Genomic DNA, 22,115 nt, shown 5'->3' with positions numbered 1-22,115 from the left:
TGCCGATGCTGAGCGCGTGGCACCGATCGACGGCCCGGCCGCGCTCCTGCCGCTGGACCGGACCCAGCTGGACGCGCTGCGCGAGCACCTCGACGCCGTCGTCGCGGCCGGCGGCTGCGACCGGACCCACCGCGCCACCGACGCCTGGGCCGCCGGGCACGGCATCGCCCTCGACCGGCTGCACGACGGGCTCGAGGAGTACGGCGGGTTCTGCGACTGCGAGGTCGTGATGAACGTCGACCCGGCCGCCGTCTTCGACCCTCAGGCGGCCGCCGGGCCCTCCCGCAGGTAGCCGGCCGGGTCGCTGCCGGGCAGCGGGCCCTCGGCCAGCCAGCGGGCGAAGCCGGCGGGGTCGCGGCGCTCGAGCTCGTCGAGGGCCTCCTGGCGGCGGCGGACGATCTGCTGCCGCGCCGCCGGGTCCAGCCGGCCGGCCAGCACCGCCGTCGTGCTCAGCCACTCGCGACCCAGCGCCGCGGTCGTCAGGGTCGCCACCGGCGGCAGGGAGGTGACCGTCCCGACGGCCTCCCCCGGGCGGGCGCCGGCCACCGGCCGCTGCGGCGCGGGCGCGGCGAGCCGGCCGGGCGCCGGCGCGTCGTCGGGAGCGGCCGGCCGCACCGGGCGACCGGTGCGCAGCAGCCACAGCCCCAGCCCGCCGAGGAAGAGCACCGCACCGGTCAGGGCGGTGAGCGCCGGGCCGCCCAGCACGGCGACGCCGGACAGGAACAGCAGCACGCCGATCGTGACCGCGCCGGCCCGCCAGGCCGCCTCCAGCGGCGTGTACCGCGGCGGCCGGCCGTCCTCGTGCGACTCGCGCGCCACGCCGCCGGCCAGGCAGGAGGTCACCACCGCGGCCAGCGCGACGGCGAGCAGCCCCGGGGGCCGCAGGGCGAGGCCGCCGACGACGGCGACCGCGACGGCGGTGAGGGCGGCGAGGCCCACGAGGAGGCGGGCGGGCAGACCGCGGGTGGGCACGAGCAGCCTCCAGGAGCGCAGGCCGGGCAGCGGGGACCCGCCCGCTCCCAGGGGAGCGACCGGGCTCCCCCTCTACCCCGCGACGCTCCCGTCGCACACGGTGGTCGGCGTGTCGCGGGCGGCCGGGCCGCGGACGGCAGGATCGCCGGCCGTGGGGACCTCCGTCGTCGAGCTGGGCCCGCCGCTGGCGGTCGTCCTGGTGCTGCTCACGGTGCTGGCGGCGGCGGGCGGGCGGCTGTCCGGGCTGGGGCAGGAGCGGCCGGTCGTCGTCGCGGCGCTGCGGGCCACGGTCCAGCTGGCGGCGGTCTCGGCGGCGCTGCTGGTCGTCGTCCGCTCGCTGTGGCTGTCGGCGGCGTTCGTGCTGCTGATGGTCACCGTCGCGGCGGTCACGGCGGCGGGGCGGGTCAGCGGCCTGCCGCTGGGGGCGCCCGGTGCCCCGCGCCGGGTGGGGGCCGCGGCCCTGGCGGTGGCCGGCGGGGCGGCGCCGGTGGTGGCGCTGGTGCTGGCCAGCGGCACGGTGCCGCTGCGCGGGGAGGCGGTGATCCCGGTCGCGGGCATCCTGGTCGGCGGTGCGATGACGGCGACGTCGCTGGCCGGCCGGCGGCTGCACGAGGAGCTGACCACCCGCCGCGGGGAGGTCGAGGCGGCCCTGGCGCTCGGCCTGCTCCCCCGCGACGCCGTCCTCGAGGTCGCCCGGCCCTCCGCCGCGACCGCCCTGCTGCCGCCGCTGGACCAGACCCGCACCGTCGGGCTGGTCACGCTGCCCGGCGCCTACGTCGGCGTGCTGCTGGGCGGGGGCAGCCCGCTGGCCGCCGGCGCCGCCCAGCTGCTGGTCCTCGTGGGGCTGCTGGCGGCCGAGGTGGCGGCGGTCTGGGTGGTCACCGAGCTGGTCGCGCGGGGCCGGGTGCTGCCGGACCTCCCCCGCTGAGGACGTCCAGACACCTCACAGGCGCTCCGCAGGGCCCCGCCAGACGCCGCGCCGACAGTGGTCCCCAGAGCGGCGGACGGCCGCACAGGAGGAGGACCACAGCAGTGAACGGACACCCGTACCCGAACCCGGCGCAGCCGACCGGTGCGACCCCGGGCTGGACCCCGCCGCCGTCCGGCGACTCCTGGTACCCGCCGGCCGGCCCCGCGACGGCGACCCTGCCGCCGCCGGCGGGGGCCCCCGCGCCGGCCCCGGGGAAGCGGCGGGCGGGCCGGCTGCGGATCGGCGTCGCCGGGCTGCTCGCCGGTGCCCTCGTCGGCGGCGGCGCCGGGGCGGGGGTCGTCGTCCTCACCTCCGGCGGCGGGAGCGGCGGCAGCGGCACGGCGGCCGCGGCGCAGTCGGTGGTCATCACCGACCCCGAGAACGCGACCGCGGTGACCGCCGCGGCCGCCAAGGCCTCGCCCAGCGTCGTCACCGTCTACGTCACCAGCGGCTCGGGCTCGGGCAGCGGCTCGGGCGTGGTGCTCTCCGACGACGGCTACGTGCTCACCAACAACCACGTCGTCACGCTGGACAGCAGCACCGGCGACGCCGCCATCCAGGTGCGCACGTCCGACGGCACGCTCTACGACGCCATCGTCGTCGGCACCGACCCGACCTCGGACCTCGCCGTCATCCGGCTGCAGGGCGCCGAGGGGCTCACCGCGGCCACGTTCGCCGACTCCGACGACGTGCAGGTCGGCGACCTCGCCGTCGCGATCGGGGCCCCGCTCGGCCTGTCCGACACGGTGACCGACGGGATCGTCAGCGCCACCGACCGCGCGGTGGCCACCGGCTCCACCCAGGACGACGCCACCGTCATCGACGCGCTGCAGACCGACGCCGCGATCAACCCTGGCAACTCCGGCGGCGCGCTGGTCGACGCCTCCGGCGAGGTCATCGGCATCAACACCGCGATCGCCTCGGTGGCCTCGGGCGCGCCCGGCTCGTCGGGTCAGAGCGGCAACATCGGCGTCGGGTTCGCGATCCCGAGCAACACCGCCCAGCGGATCGCCGAGGAGATCATCGACACCGGCTCGGCCACCCACGCCGTCCTCGGCGTGAACGCCCGGACCGCCGGCGGCACCGGCTCGTCCGAGGTGGGCACCGGCGCGCAGGTCGTGCAGGTGCAGCCCGGCGGGGCCGCGGCGGAGGCGGGCCTGCAGGCCGGCGACGTCGTCACCGCGGTCGGCGACCGGGCGGTGACCACCTCCACCGAGCTCACCGCTGCGATCCGCAGCTCCGCCCCCGGCGCGCAGGTGCAGCTGACCGTGCAGCGCGGCGGCGGGACGTCGACGGTCGAGGTCACCCTCGGCAGCAGCGCGGGCTGACCCCCTCCAGCCCGGGATGGCACCCTCCCCCGCCTCTAGGCTGGGGAGGGTGTCGTCGTCTGTGAGCGTGCCGCTCGCCTCCTCGCTCGACGACCCGGAGCGCGCCGCCGGACTACGACGGATGAAACGGCTGGCCACGGGGCTGTTCCTGCTCGCCGCGGCCGTCTTCCTCGCCTGCGTGCTGCTCGGCGACACCGCCGGGCCCTGGGTCGGGTACGTGCGGGCCACCGCCGAGGCCTCGATGGTCGGCGCGCTGGCCGACTGGTTCGCCGTCACCGCACTGTTCCGGCACCCGCTGCGGCTGCCGATCCCGCACACGGCGATCATCCCGCGCAAGAAGGACCAGATCGGCGCGAGCCTGGGCACCTTCGTGCAGGAGAACTTCCTGACCCGCTCGGTCGTCGAGGAGAAGCTCGCCACCGTCGACGTCCCCGGCCGGCTCGGGAACTTCCTCGCCGCGCCCGGCCGGGCCGAACGGCTGGCCGGCGACGCCGCCGCCGGGCTCTCCGGCCTCACCGACCTGCTGCGCGACGACGACCTGCAGCAGGCCGTCTCCGGCCTGGTCGACCGCAAGCTGCACGCGACGCCGGCCGCGCCGGTGCTGGCCCGGGTCCTGGAGCTGGTGGTCGACGGCGACCGGCACCAGGAGGTGCTGTCGGCGGCCCTGCGCTACCTCGCCCGGTTCCTCGAGGAGAACCGCGTCGTCTTCCGCGCCCAGCTCGGGGACGCCTCGCCGTCCTGGGTGCCCAACTGGGTCGACGACCGGGTGTTCGACCGGGTGTTCGCCGGCGTCGAGGGCTTCCTGGAGGAGGTCGGCGAGGACCGCGAGCACGAGCTGCGGCGGGTGTACGACGCCCGGCTGCGCGCCTACGTGCACGACCTGCGCACCGACCCCGACACCGCCGCCCGCGTCGAGGGCTTCAAGAAGGAGCTGCTGGACCACCCGGCGGTGCGCACCTGGTCCTCGTCGCTGTGGACCACCGCGAAGAGCTCGTTCCTCGCCGCCGCCGCCGACCCGGACTCGGAGCTGCGGTCCCGGGTGACCGGCATGATCCGCGACGCCGCCCGGCTGCTGCAGACCGACCCGCTCGTGCGCGAGCGGGTGCAGCGGCAGTCGGTGCGGGTGGCCGGCTACCTGGTGGAGCGCTTCGCCGACGACCTGGCCGACGTCGTCGGCAGCACCGTCGCCCGCTGGGACACCGAGGAGACCAGCCGGCGCATCGAACTGCAGGTGGGCCGCGACCTGCAGTTCATCCGCATCAACGGAACCGTCGTCGGCGGCCTGGCCGGGCTGGTCATCTACACCTTCGCGCAGCTGCTGGGCTGAGCTCAGACCAGCCGGAAGCCGCTCCACGCGAAGCCGGGCGAGACGACGCAGGTCACCAGCACCTCGTCCTCCGCCGGGTCGGTCGCCTGCCGGGCGCCGGCGGGCACGAGCACCTGCGGGTGCGCCGCGTCGAGCACGGTGCGCTCGTCACCCACGTGCAGCACCAGCGCGCCGGGGCCGTGCCAGAGCCACAGCTCGTCGGCGTCGACGGTGTGCGGCGCCGACCGCTCCCCCGGCGCGAGCAGGAACAGGATCGCCGTCGCGGCCGGGCGGTCGCCGACCGCCGCCGGCGAGGTCCAGGTGCGCCGGTACCAGCCGCCCTCGGGGTGCGGCTCCAGCCCCAGCCGGGTCGCGGTGGCGGCGACCGGCGAGCGGGGCCCGGAGGGTCCCCGAGGAGGGACGCGTCCGCCGGGGCTCATGGCCACAGGGGGACGGCACCCGGCCACGTGGCTGCGACCGACGAGCGGGGCCCGGAGGGTCCCCGAGGAGGGACGCGTCCGCCGGAGCTCACGGCGTCAGGGGGACGGCACCCGGCCGCGGTGCGGTCCGGCAGGACCGCCGTGTCATAGCCGGGCCTGGGCGGCGGCGTAGAGGGCGATGGAGGCCGCGACGCTCACGTTGAGCGACTCGGTGTCGCGGGCGATGGGGATGCGGACGACGACGTCGCAGCGCTCGCGCACCAGCCGGGACAGCCCCGCGCCCTCAGCGCCGACGACCAGCGCCACCGGGTCGGCGAGGCCGTCGTAGTCGGCGATGTCCACGTCGCCGTCGCCGGCCAGGCCGACCGTCTGCAGCCCGGCGTCCTGGTAGGAGGCGAGCGCGCGGGCCAGGTTGACCGCGCGGGCCACCGGCAGCCGGGCGGCGGCGCCGGCGCTGGTGCGCCACGCCGAGGCGGTCATCCCGACCGCGCGCCGCTGCGGCACGACGACGCCGTGGGCGTCGAAGGCGGCCGCCGAGCGGACCACCGCGCCGAGGTTGCGCGGGTCGGTGACGCCGTCCATGGCCACGACCAGCGGGGGGCGGCCGGAGTCGCGGGCGACGTCGAGCAGGTCGTCGGGGTGCGCGTACTCGTAGGGCGGGACCTGCAGCCCGATGCCCTGGTGCAGCGCGTTGTTCGACATCCGGTCGAACTCGGTCTTGCCCACCTCGAGCAGCGGCAGGCCGCGGTCGGCGGCCAGCTGCACCGCCTCGGTCACCCGCTCGTCGGAGCGGGCGGTGTCCCCGGTGACGACGTACAGCGCCGTCGCCGGGATCTGCGCGCGCAGCGCCTCGACGACGGGGTTGCGGCCGAGCAGCAGCTCCGGCGCCTCCTCGGCGCGCTGCCGGCTGCGGTCGCGCTCGGCGCGGCGGCGGGCGTCGGCCTGCGCCCGGCGCTGCGCCGGGTGACCGGTGCGCTTCTCGGCCGGCGGGGTCGCCCCGCGGCCGGCCAGCGCCCGGCGGTTCTTGCCGCCGGTGCCGGCGGTGGCGCCCTTCTTGCCCGCGCCGCTCGTGCGGCCGCGGCGCTGGCTGTTTCCGGCCATCAGCGGGTCAGCTCCCATCGGGGTCCCTGCGGGGTGTCCTCGACCTGCACGCCGAGGGCGGTGAGCTGGTCGCGCAGCGCGTCGGCCGCCGCGTAGTCCCTGCGCGCGCGGGCGGCCTGCCGCTGCTCCAGCGCCAGCCGGACCAGGCCGTCGGTGACCTCGGCCAGCCGGTCGCCGGTACCCCCGCCGGCCGCCCGGTGCGGGTCGAGGGGATCCAGCCCCAGCACCCCCAGCATGCCCCGGACGGCGCCGAGCGCGTCGGCCAGTGCGGCGTCGTCGCCCTCGGCCAGGGCGGTGTTGCCGGTGCGGACGACCTCGTGGACGACCGCGATCGCGGCCGGGGTGCCGAGGTCGTCGTCCATGGCCTCGCGGAACGTCGGCGGCAGGCTCGTCGGGGTGTCCCGGCCGACCCGCTCGGCGGCGCGGTGCACGAACGACTCGACCCGCCGGTAGGCGGCGCCCGCCTCGGCCAGCGCGGCGTCGGTGAACTCGACCGTGGACCGGTAGTGCGGCGCCACCAGGTAGTAGCGCAGCTCGACCGGCCGCACCCGGCGGACGACCTCGTCGACCAGCGCGGTGTTGCCCAGCGACTTGCTCATCTTCTCGCCGCCGAGGGTGACCCAGCCGTTGTGCATCCAGTACCGGGTGAACGGCAGGCCGGCGGCCATCGACTGGGCGCGCTCGTTCTCGTGGTGGGGGAAGCGCAGGTCCAGCCCGCCGCCGTGGATGTCGAACTCCGCGCCGAGGTAGCGCCCCGCCATCGCGGAGCACTCCAGGTGCCAGCCGGGCCGCCCGGCGCCCCAGGGGGTCGGCCAGCTCGCGGTCTCCGGCTCGCCGGGCTTGTGCGCCTTCCACAGCGCGAAGTCGCGGGGGTCGCGCTTGCGCTCGTCGGTGTCGGTGTCGGCCGCGGGCTGCAGGTCGCCCAGGGCCTGCCGGGTCAGCTCGCCGTAGCGGGGGAAGCTGCGGACGTCGAAGTAGGCATCCCCGTCGACGGTGTAGGCGTGCCCGCGCTCCACCAGCCGCTCGACCAGCGCCACCATGTCGGGAACGTGCCCGGTCGCGCGCGGCTCGTAGGTCGGCGGCAGGACGCCGAGGGCGTCGTAGGCGCGGGTGCAGGCCAGCTCGTTCGCGTAGGCCCAGGCCCACCACGGGACGCCGTGCTCGGCGGCCTTGGCGAGGATCTTGTCGTCGATGTCGGTGACGTTGCGGACGTAGGTGACCTCGAGCCCGCTCGCGGTCAGCCAGCGGCGCAGGACGTCGAAGGCGACGGCGGCGCGCACGTGCCCGACGTGCGGCGGCCCCTGGACGGTGAGCCCGCAGACGTACACCGAGGCCTCGCCGGGACGCAGGGGCGTGAAGTCCCGGACCGCGCGCGCGGCCGTGTCGTACAGGCGGAGGCTCACTGCGCGGAGTCTACGGAGCGCGCCGTCAGCCGGGCGCGGAGTCCACGGACCCCGCCCGGACGACCAGCGCCGTCGCCAGGGCGGCCCGGCCCTCGCCGCGGCCGACCAGCCCCAGTCCGTCGGTGGTGGTGGCGGTGACGCTCACCGGGGCGCCCAGCGCCGCGGACAGCGCCGCCTCGGCCTCGGCGCGGCGCGGGCCGAGCTTCGGTGTGGGCGCCACGAGCTGCACGGCGGCGTTGCCGACCCGCCAGCCGGCCGCGACCAGGGTCTCCCGCACGTGCTCGAGGACGGCGACGCCGCGGGCGCCGGCCCAGCGCGGGTCGTCGGTGCCGAGCAGCCCGCCGATGTCGCCGAGGCCGGCCGCGGACAGCACCGCGTCGGTGAGGGCGTGCGCGACGACGTCGCCGTCGGAGTGCCCGGCGCAGCCGTCGGCGCCCGGCCACGGCAGCCCGGCCAGCCAGCACTCCCGGCCGGCCTCGACCGGGTGCACGTCGACGCCGAGGCCGACGCGGGGGAGGTCGTCGCTCACCGGGCGGCCTGCAGCGCGGCCAGGTGCAGGTCGTGCGGCACGGTCACCTTCGCGGCGCGCTCGTCGCCGGCCACCGTGCTGACGGGGACGCCGACCGCGCGGACGACGGCCGCGTCGTCGGTCAGCTCCTCGCCGGCCGGCAGGCCGGCGTAGGCCTCGTCGAGCACGCGGCGGGAGAAGCCCTGCGGGGTCTGCACGCGGCGGAGCGTGGCGCGGTCGGGGGTCGCGGTGACGGTGCCGGCGGCGTCGACCACCACGGTGGTGTCCACGACCGGCAGCACCGGGACGACGGCGGGCGCGCCGGCGGCCAGCGCGTCGAGCACGCGGGCCACCACGTCCGGCGGGGTCAGCGGGCGGGCGGCGTCGTGCACGAGGACGGCGTCGGCGCGGGAGCCGGCGGCCGCCAGCGCGGCGCGGACCGAGGCGGTGCGGGTGGCGCCGCCGTCGACCAGCGCGACGCCCCCCGGCAGGACGGCGGCGAAGGCGTCGTGCTCGGCCGCGGGCACCGCGACCACGACCTCGTCGACGCCGCCGGCCAGCAGCGTGTCCACCGCCCAGCAGACCAGCGGGCGGCCGGCCAGCTCCACGAGCGCCTTGGGCCTGTCGGCTCCCAGACGCGAACCACTCCCGGCCGCTGCGACGATGCCGACAGCGGACACGGGAGCGGTCCGGGAGAGCGAGGGTGCGGGGGTCAGCTGGCGAGGACCTCGTCGAGCAGCACCTCGGCCTTGTCCTCGTTGGTCCCCTCGGCGAGCGCGAGCTCGCTGACCAGGATCTGGCGGGCCTTGGACAGCATCCGCTTCTCGCCGGCGGAGAGGCCACGGTCCTTGTCACGGCGCCACAGGTCGCGGACGACCTCGGCCACCTTGTTGACGTCGCCGGAGGCCAGCTTCTCGAGGTTGGCCTTGTAGCGGCGCGACCAGTTGGTCGGCTCCTCGGTGTGCGGGGCCCGCAGGACCTCGAACACGCGGTTGAGCCCGTCCTGACCGACGACGTCACGGACGCCGACGATCTCTGCGTTGTCGGCCGGCACGCGCACGGTCAGGTCGCCCTGGGCGACCTTCAGCACGAGGTAGGCCTTCTCTTCACCCTTGATGACCCGCGTCTCGATCGCCTCGATCAGAGCGGCACCGTGGTGCGGGTAGACGACGGTCTCGCCGACAGTGAAGCCCATGTGTGTGTGACCCCTTTCGCTGTACCCAGGTTAGCACGGCACACTGACGGCCGGAACGGTCCGCCGATGGATATCCGCAGGTCAGAGGCCTGATGAAGTACCCGGGAGGGGTTGACAGCGCGTGGTCGGTGTGCCTGCACGGGCCTCGCGGGGCGCCTCCGTCCGCGCGCTCGTCCTGGCCACGCACGCGCCGCCGGCGGTCGCGGTCACCGTCGTGGCGACCCTCCTCGCGGTCACCGCGCAGGTGTCCCCGGGGCGCGTGGTGCTCGTGGGACTGGCCGTCCTCGCAGGTCAGGCGTCCATCGGGTGGAGCAACGACTGGCTCGACGCCGACCGCGACCGCGCCGTCGCGCGGGCCGACAAGCCGGTCGTGCAGGGCGCCGTGACCCCCGCCACGCTGCGCGCGGCGGCCCTCGGCGCGGCCGTCGCGGCCGTCGTCCTGTCCCTGGCGCTGGGCTGGGTGCCCGGACTGCTGCTGCTGGTGCTGGTGGCCAGCGGTTGGGCCTACAACGCGGGTCTGAAGCGCACGGTGGCCTCCGGGCTCCCCTACGTCACCGGTTTCGGCGCTCTTCCCGCCGGGGTGGTGGCCGCGGCGCCGGGCGTGCCCGTCGCGCCGTGGTGGCTGCCGGCCGCCGGCGCGGCGCTGGGCGCGGCGGCCCACCTGGCCAACGTGGCCCCCGACATCGCCGACGACCTGGCGACCGGGGTGCGCGGCCTGCCGCACCGGCTGGGTCCCCGCGTGTCGGCGGTCCTGGGAGCGCTGCTGCTCGGGACGGCGTCGCTGGTGCTCGTGCTCGGCCCGGCCGGCGCGCCCGCGTGGTGGGGCTGGGCCGGACTGGTGCTGGCGGTGCCCGCGGTCGCCGTCGCCGCCCTGGCCGGGACGGCGCCCTTCCGCCGGCTGGCCTTCCCGGCGGTGATGCTGCTGACCGTGCTCGACGTGGTGCTGCTGCTGGCGGGCGGGGCCGCGCTCACCTGAGCGCGGCCCCGCCGTCGGTCACTTCCGGCCGTTGCCGTGGCCGTGGCCGCCACCGTTGCCGTTGCCGTTGCCGTTGCCGCCACCGTGGCCGCCGGTCGAGGTGGTGGCGACGGGCTCCTCGGGCGCGGGCGCCGGGGCCACGACCTCCGGCTCCTCGGTCACCGGCTCCTCGGTGACCGGCGCGGCAGCCTGCTCACGGGCCGCCTGGCGCTCGGCGTTGCGCGCGTGGGCCGCGTCGCTGACCCGCTCACCGGTCACCCAGCCGTTGCGGGCGCCCTGGCTGACCCAGTCACCGTGGGACTGCCCCTCGGCCGGGCCCTCGGCCCACTGCTCCTCGGTGAGCTCGGGTTCGGTGGTGGGCTCCTCCTCGGTGCCCTCCTCCGCGGCGACCCGGTCCCCGGTGGCCTCCTCGGTGCCCTCCTCCGCGGCGACCTCGTCCCCGGTGGACTCGTCGGTCGCCCCCTCGGTGCCGTCGCCGGCGACCAGGTCGTCGGTCGTGCCGTCAGAGACGCCGTCCGTGCCGTCGCTCGTCTCGGTGACGGCGGGGGTGGTGTCCTCGGGCAGGACGACGGCGGCGGTGGTGCCGGCGGTCAGGGCGACCGCGACCGCGCCGCCGGCGACGGCGGCCTTCGCGACCGCGGAGAGCGCGGCGAACTTGACGGCGAGGGAGGTGATGAACATGCGGGGTCTCTTCCGTGAGGCCCGGGCGGGGCGCCCGGTCGTCCGCGTGGACGGGTCCGACTGGTCGGTGAGCGAACCGGTCGCCAGCAGCTCGGCCAGGGCCGCGTTCGGGCGCCCCGGCGCGGTGGCGGAGGACCGGACCGCGTCGGTGAACGCGGCCAGGTACTGCGCGCCCTCGGGCACGGGACGGCCGGCGAGGCAGGCCTCCAGGGCCCGCTCGGCGGTCCGGGCGTCGGCTGGCGTGGTCATCTCGCCCCCGTCATCGCCGGACGGGCCCGCAGGGGCGCGCGGCCCGTCGTCGTCTCCCTCGTCCGGGTGGTCCCGGCGGGCTCCAGCTCCTCGCGCAGCCGGCGCAGGCCGCGCCGCTGCAGCGCCTTGACCGAGGCCACCGAGCGGCCCATCACCGCGGCGACCTGCTCGACGGTGAGGTCGGCCAGGATCCGCAGCAGCAGGACCGAGCGCTGGTCCTCCGGCAGGCCGGCGCACAGCCGGTGCACCGCCTCGGCGCCCAGCCGGGTCAGGACGTCGTCCTCCACGTCCCCGCCGGCGACCTCGGGCAGCAGGTCCGCGCCCCCGTCGGCGAGCTGCGGGCGGCGGCTGCGCCGGCGCAGGTCGTCGACCAGCCGCCGGTGGGCGATGGTGAACACCCACGACCGCAGCCCCGCCTCGTCGCCGGTGAAGCCGGACATCCCGCGGAAGACCGCGAGGAACGTCTCGCTGGCCAGGTCGTCGGGGTCCGGGGCGCCGTGCAGCCGCAGGTAGCCGGTGACCACCGGGGACAGGTCCCGGTAGAGCACCTCGAAGGCCCACGCGGCGCCCGTCCGGGCCGCCGCGAGGACGTCGTCGAACGCGGTACCGACCGCCACACCGCACCTCCCGTGCCGTCCCCCGTGCAGGGGGAGGCATCGGCAGGCCGGGCGCGGAACTGGACCGTCCGTCCCCCGATCAGGGGGCGGCGGTGCCCCGGGCGGCCTCCTGCTCGACGACGGCCGGCAGGTCCCCGAGCCGGTCCAGGCCCTGCAGCGGACGGCGCATCCGCTGGTTGCCGGCCAGCCGCTCGCGGTTGCGCTCGAGGAAGGCCCGGTAGCCGGCGGTGTAGGGGCAGGCGTCGTCGCCGAGGCGCCGCCGCGGGTCGTGGGGGCAGCCGCCGCAGTAGTCGCTCATCCGGTCGATGTAGGCGCCGCCGGCCGCGTACGGCTTGGTGGCCAGCGCCCCGCCGTCGGCGTGCTGGCTCATCCCGACGACGTTGGCGACCATCACCCAGTCGTAGCCGTCGACGAACGTGCGGTGGAACCAGTCGGTCATCGCCAGCGGGTCGATGCCGCGCTGCAGCGCGTAGTTGCCGAGCACCATCAGCCGGGGGATGTGGTGCACCCAGCCGTCGCGGCGCAGGTCGGTGAGGACGCCGGACAGGCACGCGGCGTCGACGGCGTCCCCGTCCAGCTCGGCCAGCCACCGCGGCACCGGCTCGGTGGCGCGCAGGTGGTTGCGGTGCCGGTAGTCGCGGCCGAAGTGCCAGTAGGTGTGCCAGACGTAGTCCCGCCAGCCCATGACCTGGCGGACGAAGCCCTCGACGCTGTCGAGCGGCAGCGGGGCGCCGTCGGCGGCGGCCGCGCGGACGGTGTCCTCGGCGGCGTGCACCACCTCCAGCGGGTCGAGCAGGCCGAGGTTGATCGCCGACGACAGCAGCGAGTGGGCCAGCCAGCGCTCGCCGGCGAGGATCGCGTCCTCGTGCGGGCCGAAGACGCCCAGCCGCGAGCGCAGGAAGTCCGACAGCCGGATGAGCGCCTCCTCGCGGGTGACGGGGAACCGCCGCGGCCCGTCGTCGCCGACGAAGGAGACCTCGCCGTCGGCCTCCCAGCGGTCGAGGTCGGCGCGCACCTGCTCGTCGATCTCGTCCTCGGTGGGCCACCACGGCTCCGGGGCCGGGGAACGGCCGTCCCGCGGGGCGGGCTCGCGGTTCTCGTGGTCGCGGTTCCACTGCCCGCCCAGCGGCTCCGCGCCGTCCATGAGGACGTCGAGGCGGCGGCGGGCGTCGCGGTAGAAGTCCTCCATCAGCAGCCGGCGGCGGCCGCGGCCCTCCGCCCACCGGGCGAACTCGGCCTGGCTGCTGACGAAGCCGCGCGCGGCGAGCACCTGCAGGCCGGGGCGGCGCAGCACGTGGTCGCGGCTGCTCCAGGTGGTGGGCGCGCAGACGCTCAGCGGCTCGTCGTACCGGTCCAGGGCCCCGGCGTAGGTGGTGACCTGGTGGAAGTCGGCCTGGTCCCCCAGCTCCGCGGCCCGGTGGCGCAGCGCGGACAGCACCAGGTGGGCCTTCTGCCGGCGGAACCGCCGGCGGCCGAAGACCGCCCTCGACTCGACCAGGAGCACCGGCTGGCCGGGCGCGTCGAGGAAGTGCGGGCCGAGCTGGTCGGCGAAGGTCCACCGACGCGTACCGGGCGACCGTTCGGGGAAGTCAGCGAGGGCAGGGTCGCTCGGCTCGCCGCCGGCGCCGGGTCCTGGGCGCCCCATCGGCCTCACCTCCCGGCGGACATGGTGGGCGGACCGTTAGGCTCGGCGCGACTCGGGCCATCGAGACGCACGGTGGCCGGCTGCTGTTTCCCCGTGGAGGTCGACCGCTGTGAACCGCGCGCTGCGCGCCGCCGTGATGGGTGCCCTCGTCCTCAGCCCGGTCGCGCTCGGCGCCTGCAGCGCCGGCCAGGTCTCCCAGACCGGCACCCAGGACCGCGACAAGGTCGGCCCCCAGGCGCAGGTGGAGGACATCCTGCTGCGCCAGGTCCTGCTCGCTCCGCCGGAGAACGGCCGGTACGAGGAGGGCGACGACGCCGAGCTGATCCTCACGATCGTCAACGCCTCCGACGCCGACGACACCCTCACCGGCATCGAGGGCGAGGGCTTCGACGGGGTGCTGGTCTCGGCGACCGGGCCCACCCCCTCGCCGTCGTCGCCCGCCGGCAGCTCCCCCACGGCCACCCCGACGCCGGGCAGCACCGGCGCCACCCCGGGTGCGTCGGCCGGCGGCACGGCGAGCACGCGGGTGTCGCTCGACGTCCCGGCCGACACCGCCCTCTACATCGGGCGCGAGGACGGCGCGACGGTCACGCTGCAGGACCTCGGCGAGGAGCTGACGGCCGGGCAGACGGTGACGCTCACCCTGACCTTCGAGCAGGCCGGCGAGATCACCACGCAGGCGCTGGTGGCCGGTCCGGACGAGGAGATCGAGCGGGGCGAGAGCTTCGACTTCGAGGAGGGCCTCGAGGAGGAGAACCCGGAGAGCGAGGAGGACACCCAGGCCGAGTGACGGCCGTGGTGACCTGCCTCCGGTGACCCGCCCGGCCTCCCCGGGAGTGTCGGTACCCCCACCTACCGTGGCGGCGTGCCCTCCGGAGTGAAGTCCGCCCGTCCCGCCCACCGCTGCACCGAGTGCGGCTTCTCGTCGGCGAAGTGGATGGGCAAGTGCCCGGAGTGCCAGGCCTGGGGCACGCTGCAGGAGGTCGGGCCCGCCGCGCCGGCGCTCCGCTCGGTCGCCGCCGGCCCGGTCACCGCGCCCGCGCGGCCGATCGCGCAGGTCCAGCTCGACGGCGCGCGGGCGGTGCCCACCGGCATCCCCGAGTTCGACCGCGTCCTCGGCGGCGGCCTGGTCCCCGGCGCGGTGGTCCTCGTCGCCGGCGAGCCCGGCGTCGGCAAGTCCACGCTGCTGCTCGAGGTCGCCCACCGGGTCGCGGAGTCCAACGGGCCCACGCTGGTGGTCTCCGGCGAGGAGTCCGCCGCGCAGGTGCGGCTGCGCGCCGAGCGGATCGGCGCCCTGCACGACCGGCTCTACCTGGCCGCCGAGACCGAGCTGTCGGCCGTGCTCGCCCACGTCGAGCAGGTGGCGCCCTCGCTGCTGGTGCTCGACAGCGTGCAGACCGTCCGCTCCTCCGCGGTCGAGGGGACCGACGGCGGCGCCACCCAGGTCCGCTCGGTGGCCACCGCGCTCACCGCCGTCGCCAAGTCCCGCGGGATGACGACGATCCTCGTCGGGCACGTCACCAAGGACGGCGCGATCGCCGGGCCGCGGGCGCTGGAGCACCTGGTCGACGTCGTCGTGTCCTTCGACGGCGAGCGGCACTCCACCCTGCGCCTGGTGCGCGCCACCAAGAACCGGTTCGGCCCGGCCGACGAGATCGGCTGCTTCGAGATCGGCGACGGCGGGGTGGTCGGCGTCCCCGACCCCTCCCACCTGTTCGTCTCGCGCCGCACCGCCTCGGTGCCCGGCAGTTGCGTCACGGTGACCATGGAGGGCAGCCGGCCGCTGCTGGCCGAGGTGCAGGCCCTCGTCGCCACCAACACCGGCGGCGGCTCGCCGCGGCGGGCGGTCAGCGGGCTGGACTCGCAGCGGGTCGCGATGGTCAACGCCGTCGTCGAGCGGCGCGGCGGCGTTCGGCTGGCCGACGCCGACGTGTTCGCCGCCTCCGTCGGCGGCGTGAAGATCGCCGAGCCGGCGGCCGACCTCGCGCTCGCGCTGGCGATCGCGTCGGCGTCGCGGGACACCCCGCTGCCCGAGGGGATGATCGCGCTGGGCGAGGTGGGCCTGTCGGGGGAGATCCGGCGGGTCGGCGGCACCGGCCGGCGGCTGGCCGAGGCCGCCCGTCAGGGGTACAGGCTCGCGCTGGTCCCGCCGGACGCCGGCCAGGCGCCCAAGGGCATCCGGCTCATGGAGGTGCCCGACCTGGGAGCGGCGCTCGCCGGGCTCTTCCCCGGGTGAGCCTGGTCACCACACCCCGGTCCCGACCGGCAGGTCGGCGTGCCACGTAGACTCGGTGGCCGTACCACGACGACGTCAGGAGCGCCCGTGCCCCCCGCTGTGGACTCCGAGGTCGCCCTGCGCGAACTGCTCGGCCGCATCGCCCCGGGGACCGCGTTGCGCGACGGCCTGGAGCGCATCCTGGCCGGCCGCACCGGCGCCCTGATCGTGCTCGGCTACGACCGGGTCGTGGAGTCCATCTGCACCGGCGGGTTCGCCCTGGACGTCGCGCTGTCGGCCACCCGGCTGCGCGAGCTGGCCAAGATGGACGGCGCGGTGATCCTGTCCTCCGACGGGCTGCGCATCGTCCGCGCCGGCGTGCACCTGATGCCCGACCCGACCGTGCCCACCGAGGAGTCGGGCACCCGGCACCGGACCGCCGAGCGGGTGGCCGTGCAGACCGGGTTCCCGGTGATCTCGGTCAGCCAGTCGATGCACATCATCAGCGTCTACGTGGCCGGCCGGCGCTACACGCTCGAGCACCCGACGACGATCCTCGCCCGCGCCAACCAGGCCCTCGCGGCGCTGGAGCGGTACAAGCTGCGCCTCGACGAGGTCGCCAGCACCCTCTCGGCGCTGGAGATCGAGGACCTGGTGACGGTCCGCGACGCGATGAGCGTCAGCCAGCGGCTGGAGATGGTCCGGCGGATCGCCGACGAGATCGAGGGCTTCGTCGTCGAGCTGGGCACCGACGGGCGGCTGCTGGCCCTGCAGCTCGACGAGATGCTCGCCGGCGTCGAGGAGGACCGCGCGCTGCTGGTGCGCGACTACCTGCCCGCCGCGGGCACCCGCCGGCCGCGGACCATCGAGGACGTGCTGGCCGAGCTGCGGGCGCTGTCGGCCACCGAGCTGCTGGACCTGTCCGCCGTCTCGCGCTGCTACGGGCTGCCCACCTCGGCCGACGCGCTGGACTCCCCCGTCAGCCCGCGCGGCTACCGGCTGCTGGCCCGGGTGCCGCGGCTGCCCGCGGCGATCATCGACCGGCTGGTCGACCACTTCGGCGGCCTGCAGAAGCTGCTGGCGGCCACCATCGAGGACCTGCTCGCCGTCGAGGGCGTCGGCGAGGCCCGTGCCCGCGGCATCCGCGAGGGCCTGTCCCGGCTGGCCGAGACCTCGATCCTCGACCGCTACAGCTGAGGAAGGACCCTCCTGCCCCCCCACCGTGGAAGGACCCCGGCCTCCCCGCCCTTCGCAAGCTCAGGGCGGGACCCGGGACGGGGCCAGCGGCGGGTCCCTGCAGGAGGGCCGGTCAAGTGATGCTGAGGGCGGCGTCCGGGCTGGTCTTGGTGTCCAGCCGGGCGCGCAGCACGTACTGACCCGGGGCCACCGGCACGCGCTCGGCGGTGCAGGTCGGCTCGCTGGTCAGGCCGCTCCACACCAGCGGGAACACCACCTGCTCGCCGGGCTGCAGCGTGCGGGTGTCGCTGCTGGTCTCGGGCTGGCAGTCGTTGCTGCCCCACAGCCGGGCGCCGGCCGCGTCGAGCAGCACCATCTCCTGCACCTGCTTGTCCAGCACGCGGGTGCACGGCACCGCGGCGGTGTTGGTGACGACGAGCTCGAGCGTCGGCGAGGACCCGGAGGCGACCGTGCCGGGCGTGCGCACCTCCAGCGCGACGACGTCGTCGCCGCAGGGGGCGCCGGCCTCCTGCACCGGGGCGGCCGGCCCCGCGGGCGGCGCGGGCGTCGGGGTGGGCGGCGGGGTGGGGGTCTGCACGCTGGCGAGTGACGGGAGGACCCGGTCGAGGGCGGGCGGCTCCTCGGCGGCCGGCGCCGTCGACGCCGCCTCCGAGGTGCCGGCGGCCGTGGCCGAGCCCTCCGGGCCGCCGCCCAGCAGCGCCACCCCCAGCCAGCTCCCGCCGCCGAGGACGGCGACGAGCAGGAGGAGCACGAGCAGCCGCCGTCGCCAGTAGACGGCGGCCGGCAGGGGCCCGACCGGGTGCAGCACGAAGGCGACCGTAGTCGGCGCCTCCCGGCCGCCCCGGCAGGGCACGCCGCCGGTCCGGGCCGGGCACACTGGACCCCCGTGAGCAGCACCGCCGGACTCGGGGACGCCCTCGTCGACTGGTACGACACGGCGGCCCGCGACCTGCCGTGGCGCCGGCCCGGCGTGGACCCGTGGGCGGTGCTGGTCAGCGAGGTGATGCTGCAGCAGACGCCGGTGGCGCGGGTCGAGCCGGTGTGGCGGGCGTGGATGGAGCGCTGGCCCACGCCGGCCGCGCTGGCCGCCGCGTCGCCGGCCGAGGTGATCCGCGCCTGGGGCAAGCTCGGCTACCCGCGGCGGGCGCTGCGGCTGCGGGAGACCGCCGTCGCCCTCACCGAGCGGCACGGGGGCGCCGTCCCGGCCGACGTGGCGGCCCTGGAGGCGCTGCCGGGCATCGGGACGTACACGGCCCGGGCGGTGGCCTGCTTCGGCCACGGGACGCCGCAGCCGGTCGTGGACACCAACGTGCGGCGGGTGGTGGCCCGGCTGGTGCACGGCCGCGCCGAGGCCGGCACCGCGCGCGCCTCCGACCTGACCGACGTCGCGGCGCTGGCACCGGCGGACCGGGAGCGGGCGTGCCGGTTCTCGGTGGCGGCCATGGAGCTCGGCGCGCTCGTGTGCGTGGCCCGCACCCCGCGGTGCGGCGCGTGCCCGGTGCGCGACCGGTGCGCCTGGCGGCTGGCCGGCTGCCCGGCCGCCGAGGGGCCGCCGCGGCGGGTGCAGCGGTTCGCGGGGACCGACCGGCAGGTCCGCGGCCGGCTGCTCGACGTCCTGCGCGCCGCCGACGGCCCGGTGCCCGCCCCGGCCCTCGACGCCGCCTGGGACGACGCGGTGCAGCGGTCCCGCTGCCTGGACTCCCTGCTGGCCGACGGCCTGGTCGAGCAGACCGACGACGGCCGGTTCGCCCTCCCCGCCTGAGCCCCGCTCAGCGGCGCCGCGGCGGCGTGAGGTCGCGGAAGGTCAGCAGCCACCCCGCCAGCGCCGTCAGCGCGGCCAGGACGAGCAGGAGGCCGCGGACGGCGCCCGGCAGGCCGGTACCGGCCACCACGACCAGCGTGGCGCCGACCATGGCGAGCGCGATCAGCAGCCCGCCGTAGACCGGCGTCCGCCTCGGGTGGTCCCCGCGGGACATCGCCCCGCCCCCTCCCCGGGAACGCGACAGGGGCCGCCTCCCTCGCGGGAGACGGCCCCTGTCGGTGGAGCTACCTGCTCACTCCTTGCGGAGCGACGGGCCCTGGGTGCCGTCCTCGTCGTCGCCGACGGTCAGCGCCACCGGCGGCGTGTCGGGCAGGTCGATCGGCTTGGTCTCGCCGCGGAAGGTGAACTTCGCGTCGGTGCCCTCGCCCTCGACGTCCACCACGACGATCTGACCGGCGGTCAGCTCCCCGTAGAGGATCTTCTCCGACAGCGCGTCCTCGATCTCGCGCTGGATGGTCCGGCGCAGCGGCCGGGCGCCCAGCACGGGATCGAACCCGCGGGCTGCCAGGAGCTTCTTGGCCTCCTGGGTGACCTCGAGCGACATGTCCTTGTTGCTCAGCTGGCCCTCCACGCGGGCGAGCATCAGGTCGACGATCTGGATGATCTCGGCCTCGGTCAGCTGGTGGAACACGACGATGTCGTCGATGCGGTTGAGGAACTCAGGCCGGAAGTGCTGCTTGAGCTCGTCGTGGACCTTCGTCTTCATGCGCTCGTAGTTCGACTGGTCGTCGTTCCCGGCCTGGAAGCCGAGGCCGACCGCCTTGGAGATGTCCCGCGTCCCGAGGTTGGTCGTGAGGATCAGGATCGTGTTCTTGAAGTCCACGATCCGGCCCTGACCGTCGGTGAGGCGGCCGTCCTCCAGCACCTGCAGCAGCGTGTTGAAGACGTCGGCGTGGGCCTTCTCGATCTCGTCGAAGAGGACCACCGAGAACGGCTTGCGCCGCACCTTCTCGGTCAGCTGGCCACCCTCGTCGTAACCGACGTAGCCGGGAGGGGCACCGACGAGCCGCGACACGGTGAACCGGTCGTGGAACTCGCCCATGTCGATCTGGATGAGCGCATCGTCCTCGCCGAACAGGAAGTTCGCGAGCGCCTTGGCGAGCTCGGTCTTACCGACACCCGAGGGGCCGGCGAAGATGAACGAGCCACCGGGGCGACGCGGGTCCTTGAGGCCCGCGCGGGTGCGCCGGATCGCCTGGCTGACGCTCTTGATGGCCTCTTCCTGGCCGATGATCCGCTTGTGGAGCTCGTCCTCCATGCGGAGCAGACGGGTCGTCTCCTCCTCGGTGAGCTTGAAGACGGGGATGCCGGTCCAGTTGGCCAGCACCTCGGCGATCTGCTCGTCGTCGACCTCGGCGACGACGTCCATGTCGCCGGCCTTCCACGCCTTCTCCCGCTCGGCCTTCTCGGCCAGGAGGGTCTTCTCCTTGTCGCGCAGCGACGCGGCCTTCTCGAAGTCCTGCGCGTCGATCGCGGACTCCTTCTCGCGGCGGATGCCGGCGATCCGGTCGTCGAACTCGCGCAGGTCCGGCGGGGCGGTCATCCGCTTGATCCGCATCCGGGCGCCGGCCTCGTCGATCAGGTCGATCGCCTTGTCCGGCAGGAAGCGGTCGGAGATGTACCGGTCGGCCAGCGTGGCGGCGGCGACGAGGGCGCCGTCGGTGATGCTGATCCGGTGGTGCGCCTCGTAGCGGTCGCGCAGGCCCTTGAGGATCTCGATCGTGTGGGTGAGCGTCGGCTCGCCCACCTGGATCGGCTGGAAGCGGCGCTCGAGCGCGGCGTCCTTCTCCAGGTGCTTGCGGTACTCGTCGAGCGTGGTGGCGCCGATGGTCTGCAGCTCGCCGCGGGCCAGCATCGGCTTGAGGATGCTGGCGGCGTCGATCGCGCCCTCGGCGGCACCGGCACCGACGAGGGTGTGGATCTCGTCGATGAACAGGATGATGTCGCCGCGGGTGCGGATCTCCTTGAGCACCTTCTTGAGGCGCTCCTCGAAGTCACCGCGGTAGCGCGACCCGGCGACCAGGGCGCCGAGGTCGAGGGTGTAGAGCTGCTTGTCCTTCAGCGTCTCGGGGACCTCGCCCTTGACGATCGCCTGGGCCAGGCCCTCGACGACGGCGGTCTTGCCGACGCCGGGCTCGCCGATGAGGACGGGGTTGTTCTTGGTCCGCCGCGAGAGGACCTGCATGACCCGCTCGATCTCCTTGGCCCGCCCGATGACCGGGTCGAGCTTGGAGTCGCGCGCGGCCTGGGTCAGGTTGCGGCCGAACTGGTCGAGCACCAGCGACGTCGACGGCGTGCCCTCCGAGGGACCGCCGGCCGAGGCCGGCTCCTTGCCCTGGTAGCCGGAGAGCAGCTGGATGACCTGCTGGCGGACGCGGTTGAGGTCGGCGCCCAGCTTCACGAGGACCTGGGCGGCCACGCCCTCGCCCTCGCGGATCAGGCCGAGCAGGATGTGCTCGGTGCCGATGTAGTTGTGGCCGAGCTGCAGCGCCTCGCGCAGGGACAGCTCGAGCACCTTCTTCGCCCGCGGGGTGAAGGGGATGTGCCCGGACGGGGCCTGCTGGCCCTGGCCGATGATCTCCTCGACCTGCTGGCGGACACCCTCGAGCGAGATGCCGAGCGACTCGAGGGCCTTGGCAGCGACGCCCTCACCCTCGTGGATCAGGCCCAGGAGGATGTGCTCGGTGCCGATGTAGTTGTGGTTGAGCATCCTGGCCTCTTCCTGCGCCAGGACGACCACCCGTCGGGCTCGGTCGGTGAACCGTTCGAACATCTGCTGCTTCTCCTCTGACCGGCTGGTCCGGCACGTCCCTCCCCACGAGCGGGGAGGAGCACCCGACGTCCGTCGGCGCGCTGGGGCACCGGTCATTCCACTGTAGTCACGGACCACGCCGTCCCGTCGGTCGCGACCGGCGGTGCGGTGGGTGGCTTGCCCGGTCCAACCGATGGTGACGGGACGGTGTTCCGGGAGCGTTACGCCGACAGCGGACGGCGTGTCCCCCGAGGACGCCGGTGGCCCGGTCCCTCGAAGGGACCGGGCCACCGGTGACGTGCTGGAACGGCCCCCTCGCAGGGGCCCACCCCGAGCGGAGCGAGGGGTGGGGGGCGAGGGGGCCCTCTGTCAGTGGGCGGCCTCGTAGGCCTCGACGACGCTGGCCGGGATGCGGCCGCGGTCGCTGACGTTGTGGCCGTTCTTCCGGGCCCAGTCGCGGATCGCGCCGGCCTGCTCGCGGTCCATCCGGCCGCCGCCACCGGTGGCCCGGGACCGGCCGCCGCCGGAGGCCCGGCCGCCGCCGCGGCCGACCTTGCGGGCGGCCTGCACGTACCGGGAGAAGGCGTTGCGCAGTTCCTCGGCGTTCTTCTCGGACAGGTCGATCTCGTAGTTCGTGCCGTCGAGCGAGAAACTCACCGTCTCGTCGGCGGGGAGGTCCTCGTCGAGGTCGTCACTCAGGATCACCTGGACCTTGCGCGCCATTCCGCTTTCCTCACT

23 protein-coding genes are annotated in these 22,115 nt (G+C 75.8%); 9 read left to right on the top strand and 14 right to left on the bottom strand.

Features of this window, described 5'->3' with window-relative positions; genetic code table 11:
- Positions 1 to 16: 16 nt before the first annotated feature.
- Positions 17 to 292: a DUF2695 domain-containing protein gene (locus ACI79L_RS10685; protein ID WP_456936764.1), complete on the top strand. Its 276-nt coding sequence runs from the start codon at positions 17 to 19 to the stop codon at positions 290 to 292.
- Here the strand turns inward: ACI79L_RS10685 and ACI79L_RS10680 are convergent.
- Positions 262 to 972: a hypothetical protein gene (locus tag ACI79L_RS10680; RefSeq protein ID WP_456936763.1), complete on the bottom strand. Its 711-nt coding sequence runs from the start codon at positions 970 to 972 to the stop codon at positions 262 to 264. The two genes, ACI79L_RS10685 and ACI79L_RS10680, sit on opposite strands and share 31 nt — an antisense overlap.
- Before the next feature lie 151 nt (positions 973 to 1,123).
- Here ACI79L_RS10680 and ACI79L_RS10675 point away from each other — a divergent pair, with 151 nt between their 5' ends.
- From ACI79L_RS10675 to ACI79L_RS10665, 3 genes are all read left to right on the top strand, one after another.
- Entirely contained in the window at positions 1,124 to 1,900 is a 777-nt protein-coding gene (locus ACI79L_RS10675; RefSeq protein ID WP_456936762.1) for an ABC transporter permease, read from the top strand.
- Between the two features lie 104 nt (positions 1,901 to 2,004).
- Positions 2,005 to 3,270 (top strand): S1C family serine protease, encoded by a 1,266-nt coding sequence (locus ACI79L_RS10670; protein ID WP_456936761.1) that lies wholly within the window; start codon positions 2,005 to 2,007, stop codon positions 3,268 to 3,270.
- 49 nt (positions 3,271 to 3,319) lie between these two features.
- A complete protein-coding gene (locus ACI79L_RS10665) occupies positions 3,320 to 4,597 on the top strand; it encodes a DUF445 domain-containing protein (RefSeq protein WP_456936760.1) in 1,278 nt (425 codons plus the stop codon).
- 2 nt (positions 4,598 to 4,599) lie between these two features.
- Here the strand turns inward: ACI79L_RS10665 and ACI79L_RS10660 are convergent, their stop codons facing one another.
- From ACI79L_RS10660 to ACI79L_RS10635, 6 genes are all read right to left on the bottom strand, one after another.
- Positions 4,600 to 5,016 carry a cupin domain-containing protein gene (locus ACI79L_RS10660; protein WP_456936759.1) on the bottom strand — a complete coding sequence of 139 codons (417 nt, stop codon included), beginning with the start codon at positions 5,014 to 5,016 and terminating at the stop codon, positions 4,600 to 4,602.
- 144 nt (positions 5,017 to 5,160) lie between these two features.
- Positions 5,161 to 6,117: a 23S rRNA (guanosine(2251)-2'-O)-methyltransferase RlmB gene (gene rlmB, locus ACI79L_RS10655; RefSeq protein WP_456936758.1), complete on the bottom strand. Its 957-nt coding sequence runs from the start codon at positions 6,115 to 6,117 to the stop codon at positions 5,161 to 5,163.
- Positions 6,117 to 7,520: a cysteine--tRNA ligase gene (cysS, locus tag ACI79L_RS10650; RefSeq protein ID WP_456936757.1), complete on the bottom strand. Its 1,404-nt coding sequence runs from the start codon at positions 7,518 to 7,520 to the stop codon at positions 6,117 to 6,119. Before cysS ends, rlmB begins: the two co-directional genes overlap by 1 nt.
- Positions 7,521 to 7,545: 25 nt before the next feature.
- The gene (gene ispF, locus ACI79L_RS10645) at positions 7,546 to 8,049 is read right to left on the bottom strand and encodes a 2-C-methyl-D-erythritol 2,4-cyclodiphosphate synthase (protein WP_456936756.1); all 504 of its coding nucleotides are present in this window, start codon (positions 8,047 to 8,049) and stop codon (positions 7,546 to 7,548) included.
- The gene (gene ispD / locus ACI79L_RS10640) at positions 8,046 to 8,708 is read right to left on the bottom strand and encodes a 2-C-methyl-D-erythritol 4-phosphate cytidylyltransferase (protein ID WP_456936755.1); all 663 of its coding nucleotides are present in this window, start codon (positions 8,706 to 8,708) and stop codon (positions 8,046 to 8,048) included. Before ispD ends, ispF begins: the two co-directional genes overlap by 4 nt.
- A 32-nt stretch (positions 8,709 to 8,740) precedes the next feature.
- The gene (locus ACI79L_RS10635; RefSeq protein WP_073418385.1) at positions 8,741 to 9,223 is read right to left on the bottom strand and encodes a CarD family transcriptional regulator; all 483 of its coding nucleotides are present in this window, start codon (positions 9,221 to 9,223) and stop codon (positions 8,741 to 8,743) included.
- 130 nt (positions 9,224 to 9,353) lie between these two features.
- On the opposite strand from ACI79L_RS10635, the gene ACI79L_RS10630 reads away from it, so the two are divergent.
- Complete coding sequence (locus ACI79L_RS10630; protein ID WP_456936754.1) at positions 9,354 to 10,199, top strand: UbiA family prenyltransferase; 846 nt, start codon at positions 9,354 to 9,356, stop codon at positions 10,197 to 10,199.
- 18 nt (positions 10,200 to 10,217) lie between these two features.
- On the opposite strand, the gene ACI79L_RS10625 is transcribed toward ACI79L_RS10630, so the two are convergent.
- The 3 genes from ACI79L_RS10625 to ACI79L_RS10615 all read right to left on the bottom strand — a co-directional run bounded on the left by ACI79L_RS10625 (position 10,218) and on the right by ACI79L_RS10615 (position 13,391).
- A complete protein-coding gene (locus tag ACI79L_RS10625) occupies positions 10,218 to 11,129 on the bottom strand; it encodes a hypothetical protein (protein WP_456936753.1) in 912 nt (303 codons plus the stop codon).
- Positions 11,126 to 11,746, bottom strand: coding sequence for an RNA polymerase sigma factor (locus ACI79L_RS10620; RefSeq protein WP_456936752.1), 621 nt, complete (start codon positions 11,744 to 11,746; stop codon positions 11,126 to 11,128). Before ACI79L_RS10620 ends, ACI79L_RS10625 begins: the two co-directional genes overlap by 4 nt.
- A gap of 79 nt (positions 11,747 to 11,825) precedes the next feature.
- On the bottom strand, positions 11,826 to 13,391 hold the full coding sequence (locus ACI79L_RS10615; protein ID WP_456936751.1) for a cryptochrome/photolyase family protein: 1,566 nt from the start codon (positions 13,389 to 13,391) through the stop codon (positions 11,826 to 11,828).
- 109 nt (positions 13,392 to 13,500) lie between these two features.
- On the opposite strand from ACI79L_RS10615, the gene ACI79L_RS10610 reads away from it, so the two are divergent.
- The 3 genes from ACI79L_RS10610 to disA all read left to right on the top strand — a co-directional run bounded on the left by ACI79L_RS10610 (position 13,501) and on the right by disA (position 16,803).
- Positions 13,501 to 14,181, top strand: coding sequence for a hypothetical protein (locus tag ACI79L_RS10610; RefSeq protein WP_456936750.1), 681 nt, complete (start codon positions 13,501 to 13,503; stop codon positions 14,179 to 14,181).
- 75 nt (positions 14,182 to 14,256) lie between these two features.
- Complete coding sequence (gene radA / locus ACI79L_RS10605) at positions 14,257 to 15,627, top strand: DNA repair protein RadA (RefSeq protein WP_456936749.1); 1,371 nt, start codon at positions 14,257 to 14,259, stop codon at positions 15,625 to 15,627.
- Between the two features lie 87 nt (positions 15,628 to 15,714).
- Entirely contained in the window at positions 15,715 to 16,803 is a 1,089-nt protein-coding gene (gene disA / locus ACI79L_RS10600) for a DNA integrity scanning diadenylate cyclase DisA (protein WP_387987151.1), read from the top strand.
- Between the two features lie 112 nt (positions 16,804 to 16,915).
- Here disA and ACI79L_RS10595 read toward each other — a convergent pair whose 3' ends face one another.
- Positions 16,916 to 17,611 (bottom strand): MucR family transcriptional regulator, encoded by a 696-nt coding sequence (locus ACI79L_RS10595; protein ID WP_456936748.1) that lies wholly within the window; start codon positions 17,609 to 17,611, stop codon positions 16,916 to 16,918.
- A 78-nt stretch (positions 17,612 to 17,689) separates the two neighbouring features.
- Between ACI79L_RS10595 and ACI79L_RS10590 the strand changes: the two genes are divergently transcribed.
- Positions 17,690 to 18,565, top strand: coding sequence for an A/G-specific adenine glycosylase (locus ACI79L_RS10590; protein ID WP_456936747.1), 876 nt, complete (start codon positions 17,690 to 17,692; stop codon positions 18,563 to 18,565).
- Positions 18,566 to 18,572: 7 nt separating this feature from the next.
- Here ACI79L_RS10590 and ACI79L_RS10585 read toward each other — a convergent pair whose 3' ends face one another.
- The 3 genes from ACI79L_RS10585 to ACI79L_RS10575 form a co-directional block, all read right to left on the bottom strand.
- Positions 18,573 to 18,779, bottom strand: coding sequence for a hypothetical protein (locus ACI79L_RS10585; protein ID WP_456936746.1), 207 nt, complete (start codon positions 18,777 to 18,779; stop codon positions 18,573 to 18,575).
- A 78-nt stretch (positions 18,780 to 18,857) separates the two neighbouring features.
- A complete protein-coding gene (locus tag ACI79L_RS10580; protein ID WP_456936745.1) occupies positions 18,858 to 21,398 on the bottom strand; it encodes an ATP-dependent Clp protease ATP-binding subunit in 2,541 nt (846 codons plus the stop codon).
- A gap of 348 nt (positions 21,399 to 21,746) precedes the next feature.
- A complete protein-coding gene (locus ACI79L_RS10575) occupies positions 21,747 to 22,100 on the bottom strand; it encodes a histone-like nucleoid-structuring protein Lsr2 (RefSeq protein WP_456930062.1) in 354 nt (117 codons plus the stop codon).
- Positions 22,101 to 22,115: the final 15 nt, after the last annotated feature.

This window comes from Geodermatophilus sp. SYSU D00684 (assembly GCF_054050455.1).
The sequence above is the reverse complement of the archived record's forward strand: the minus strand, read 5'-3'. Positions and strand labels throughout refer to the sequence as shown.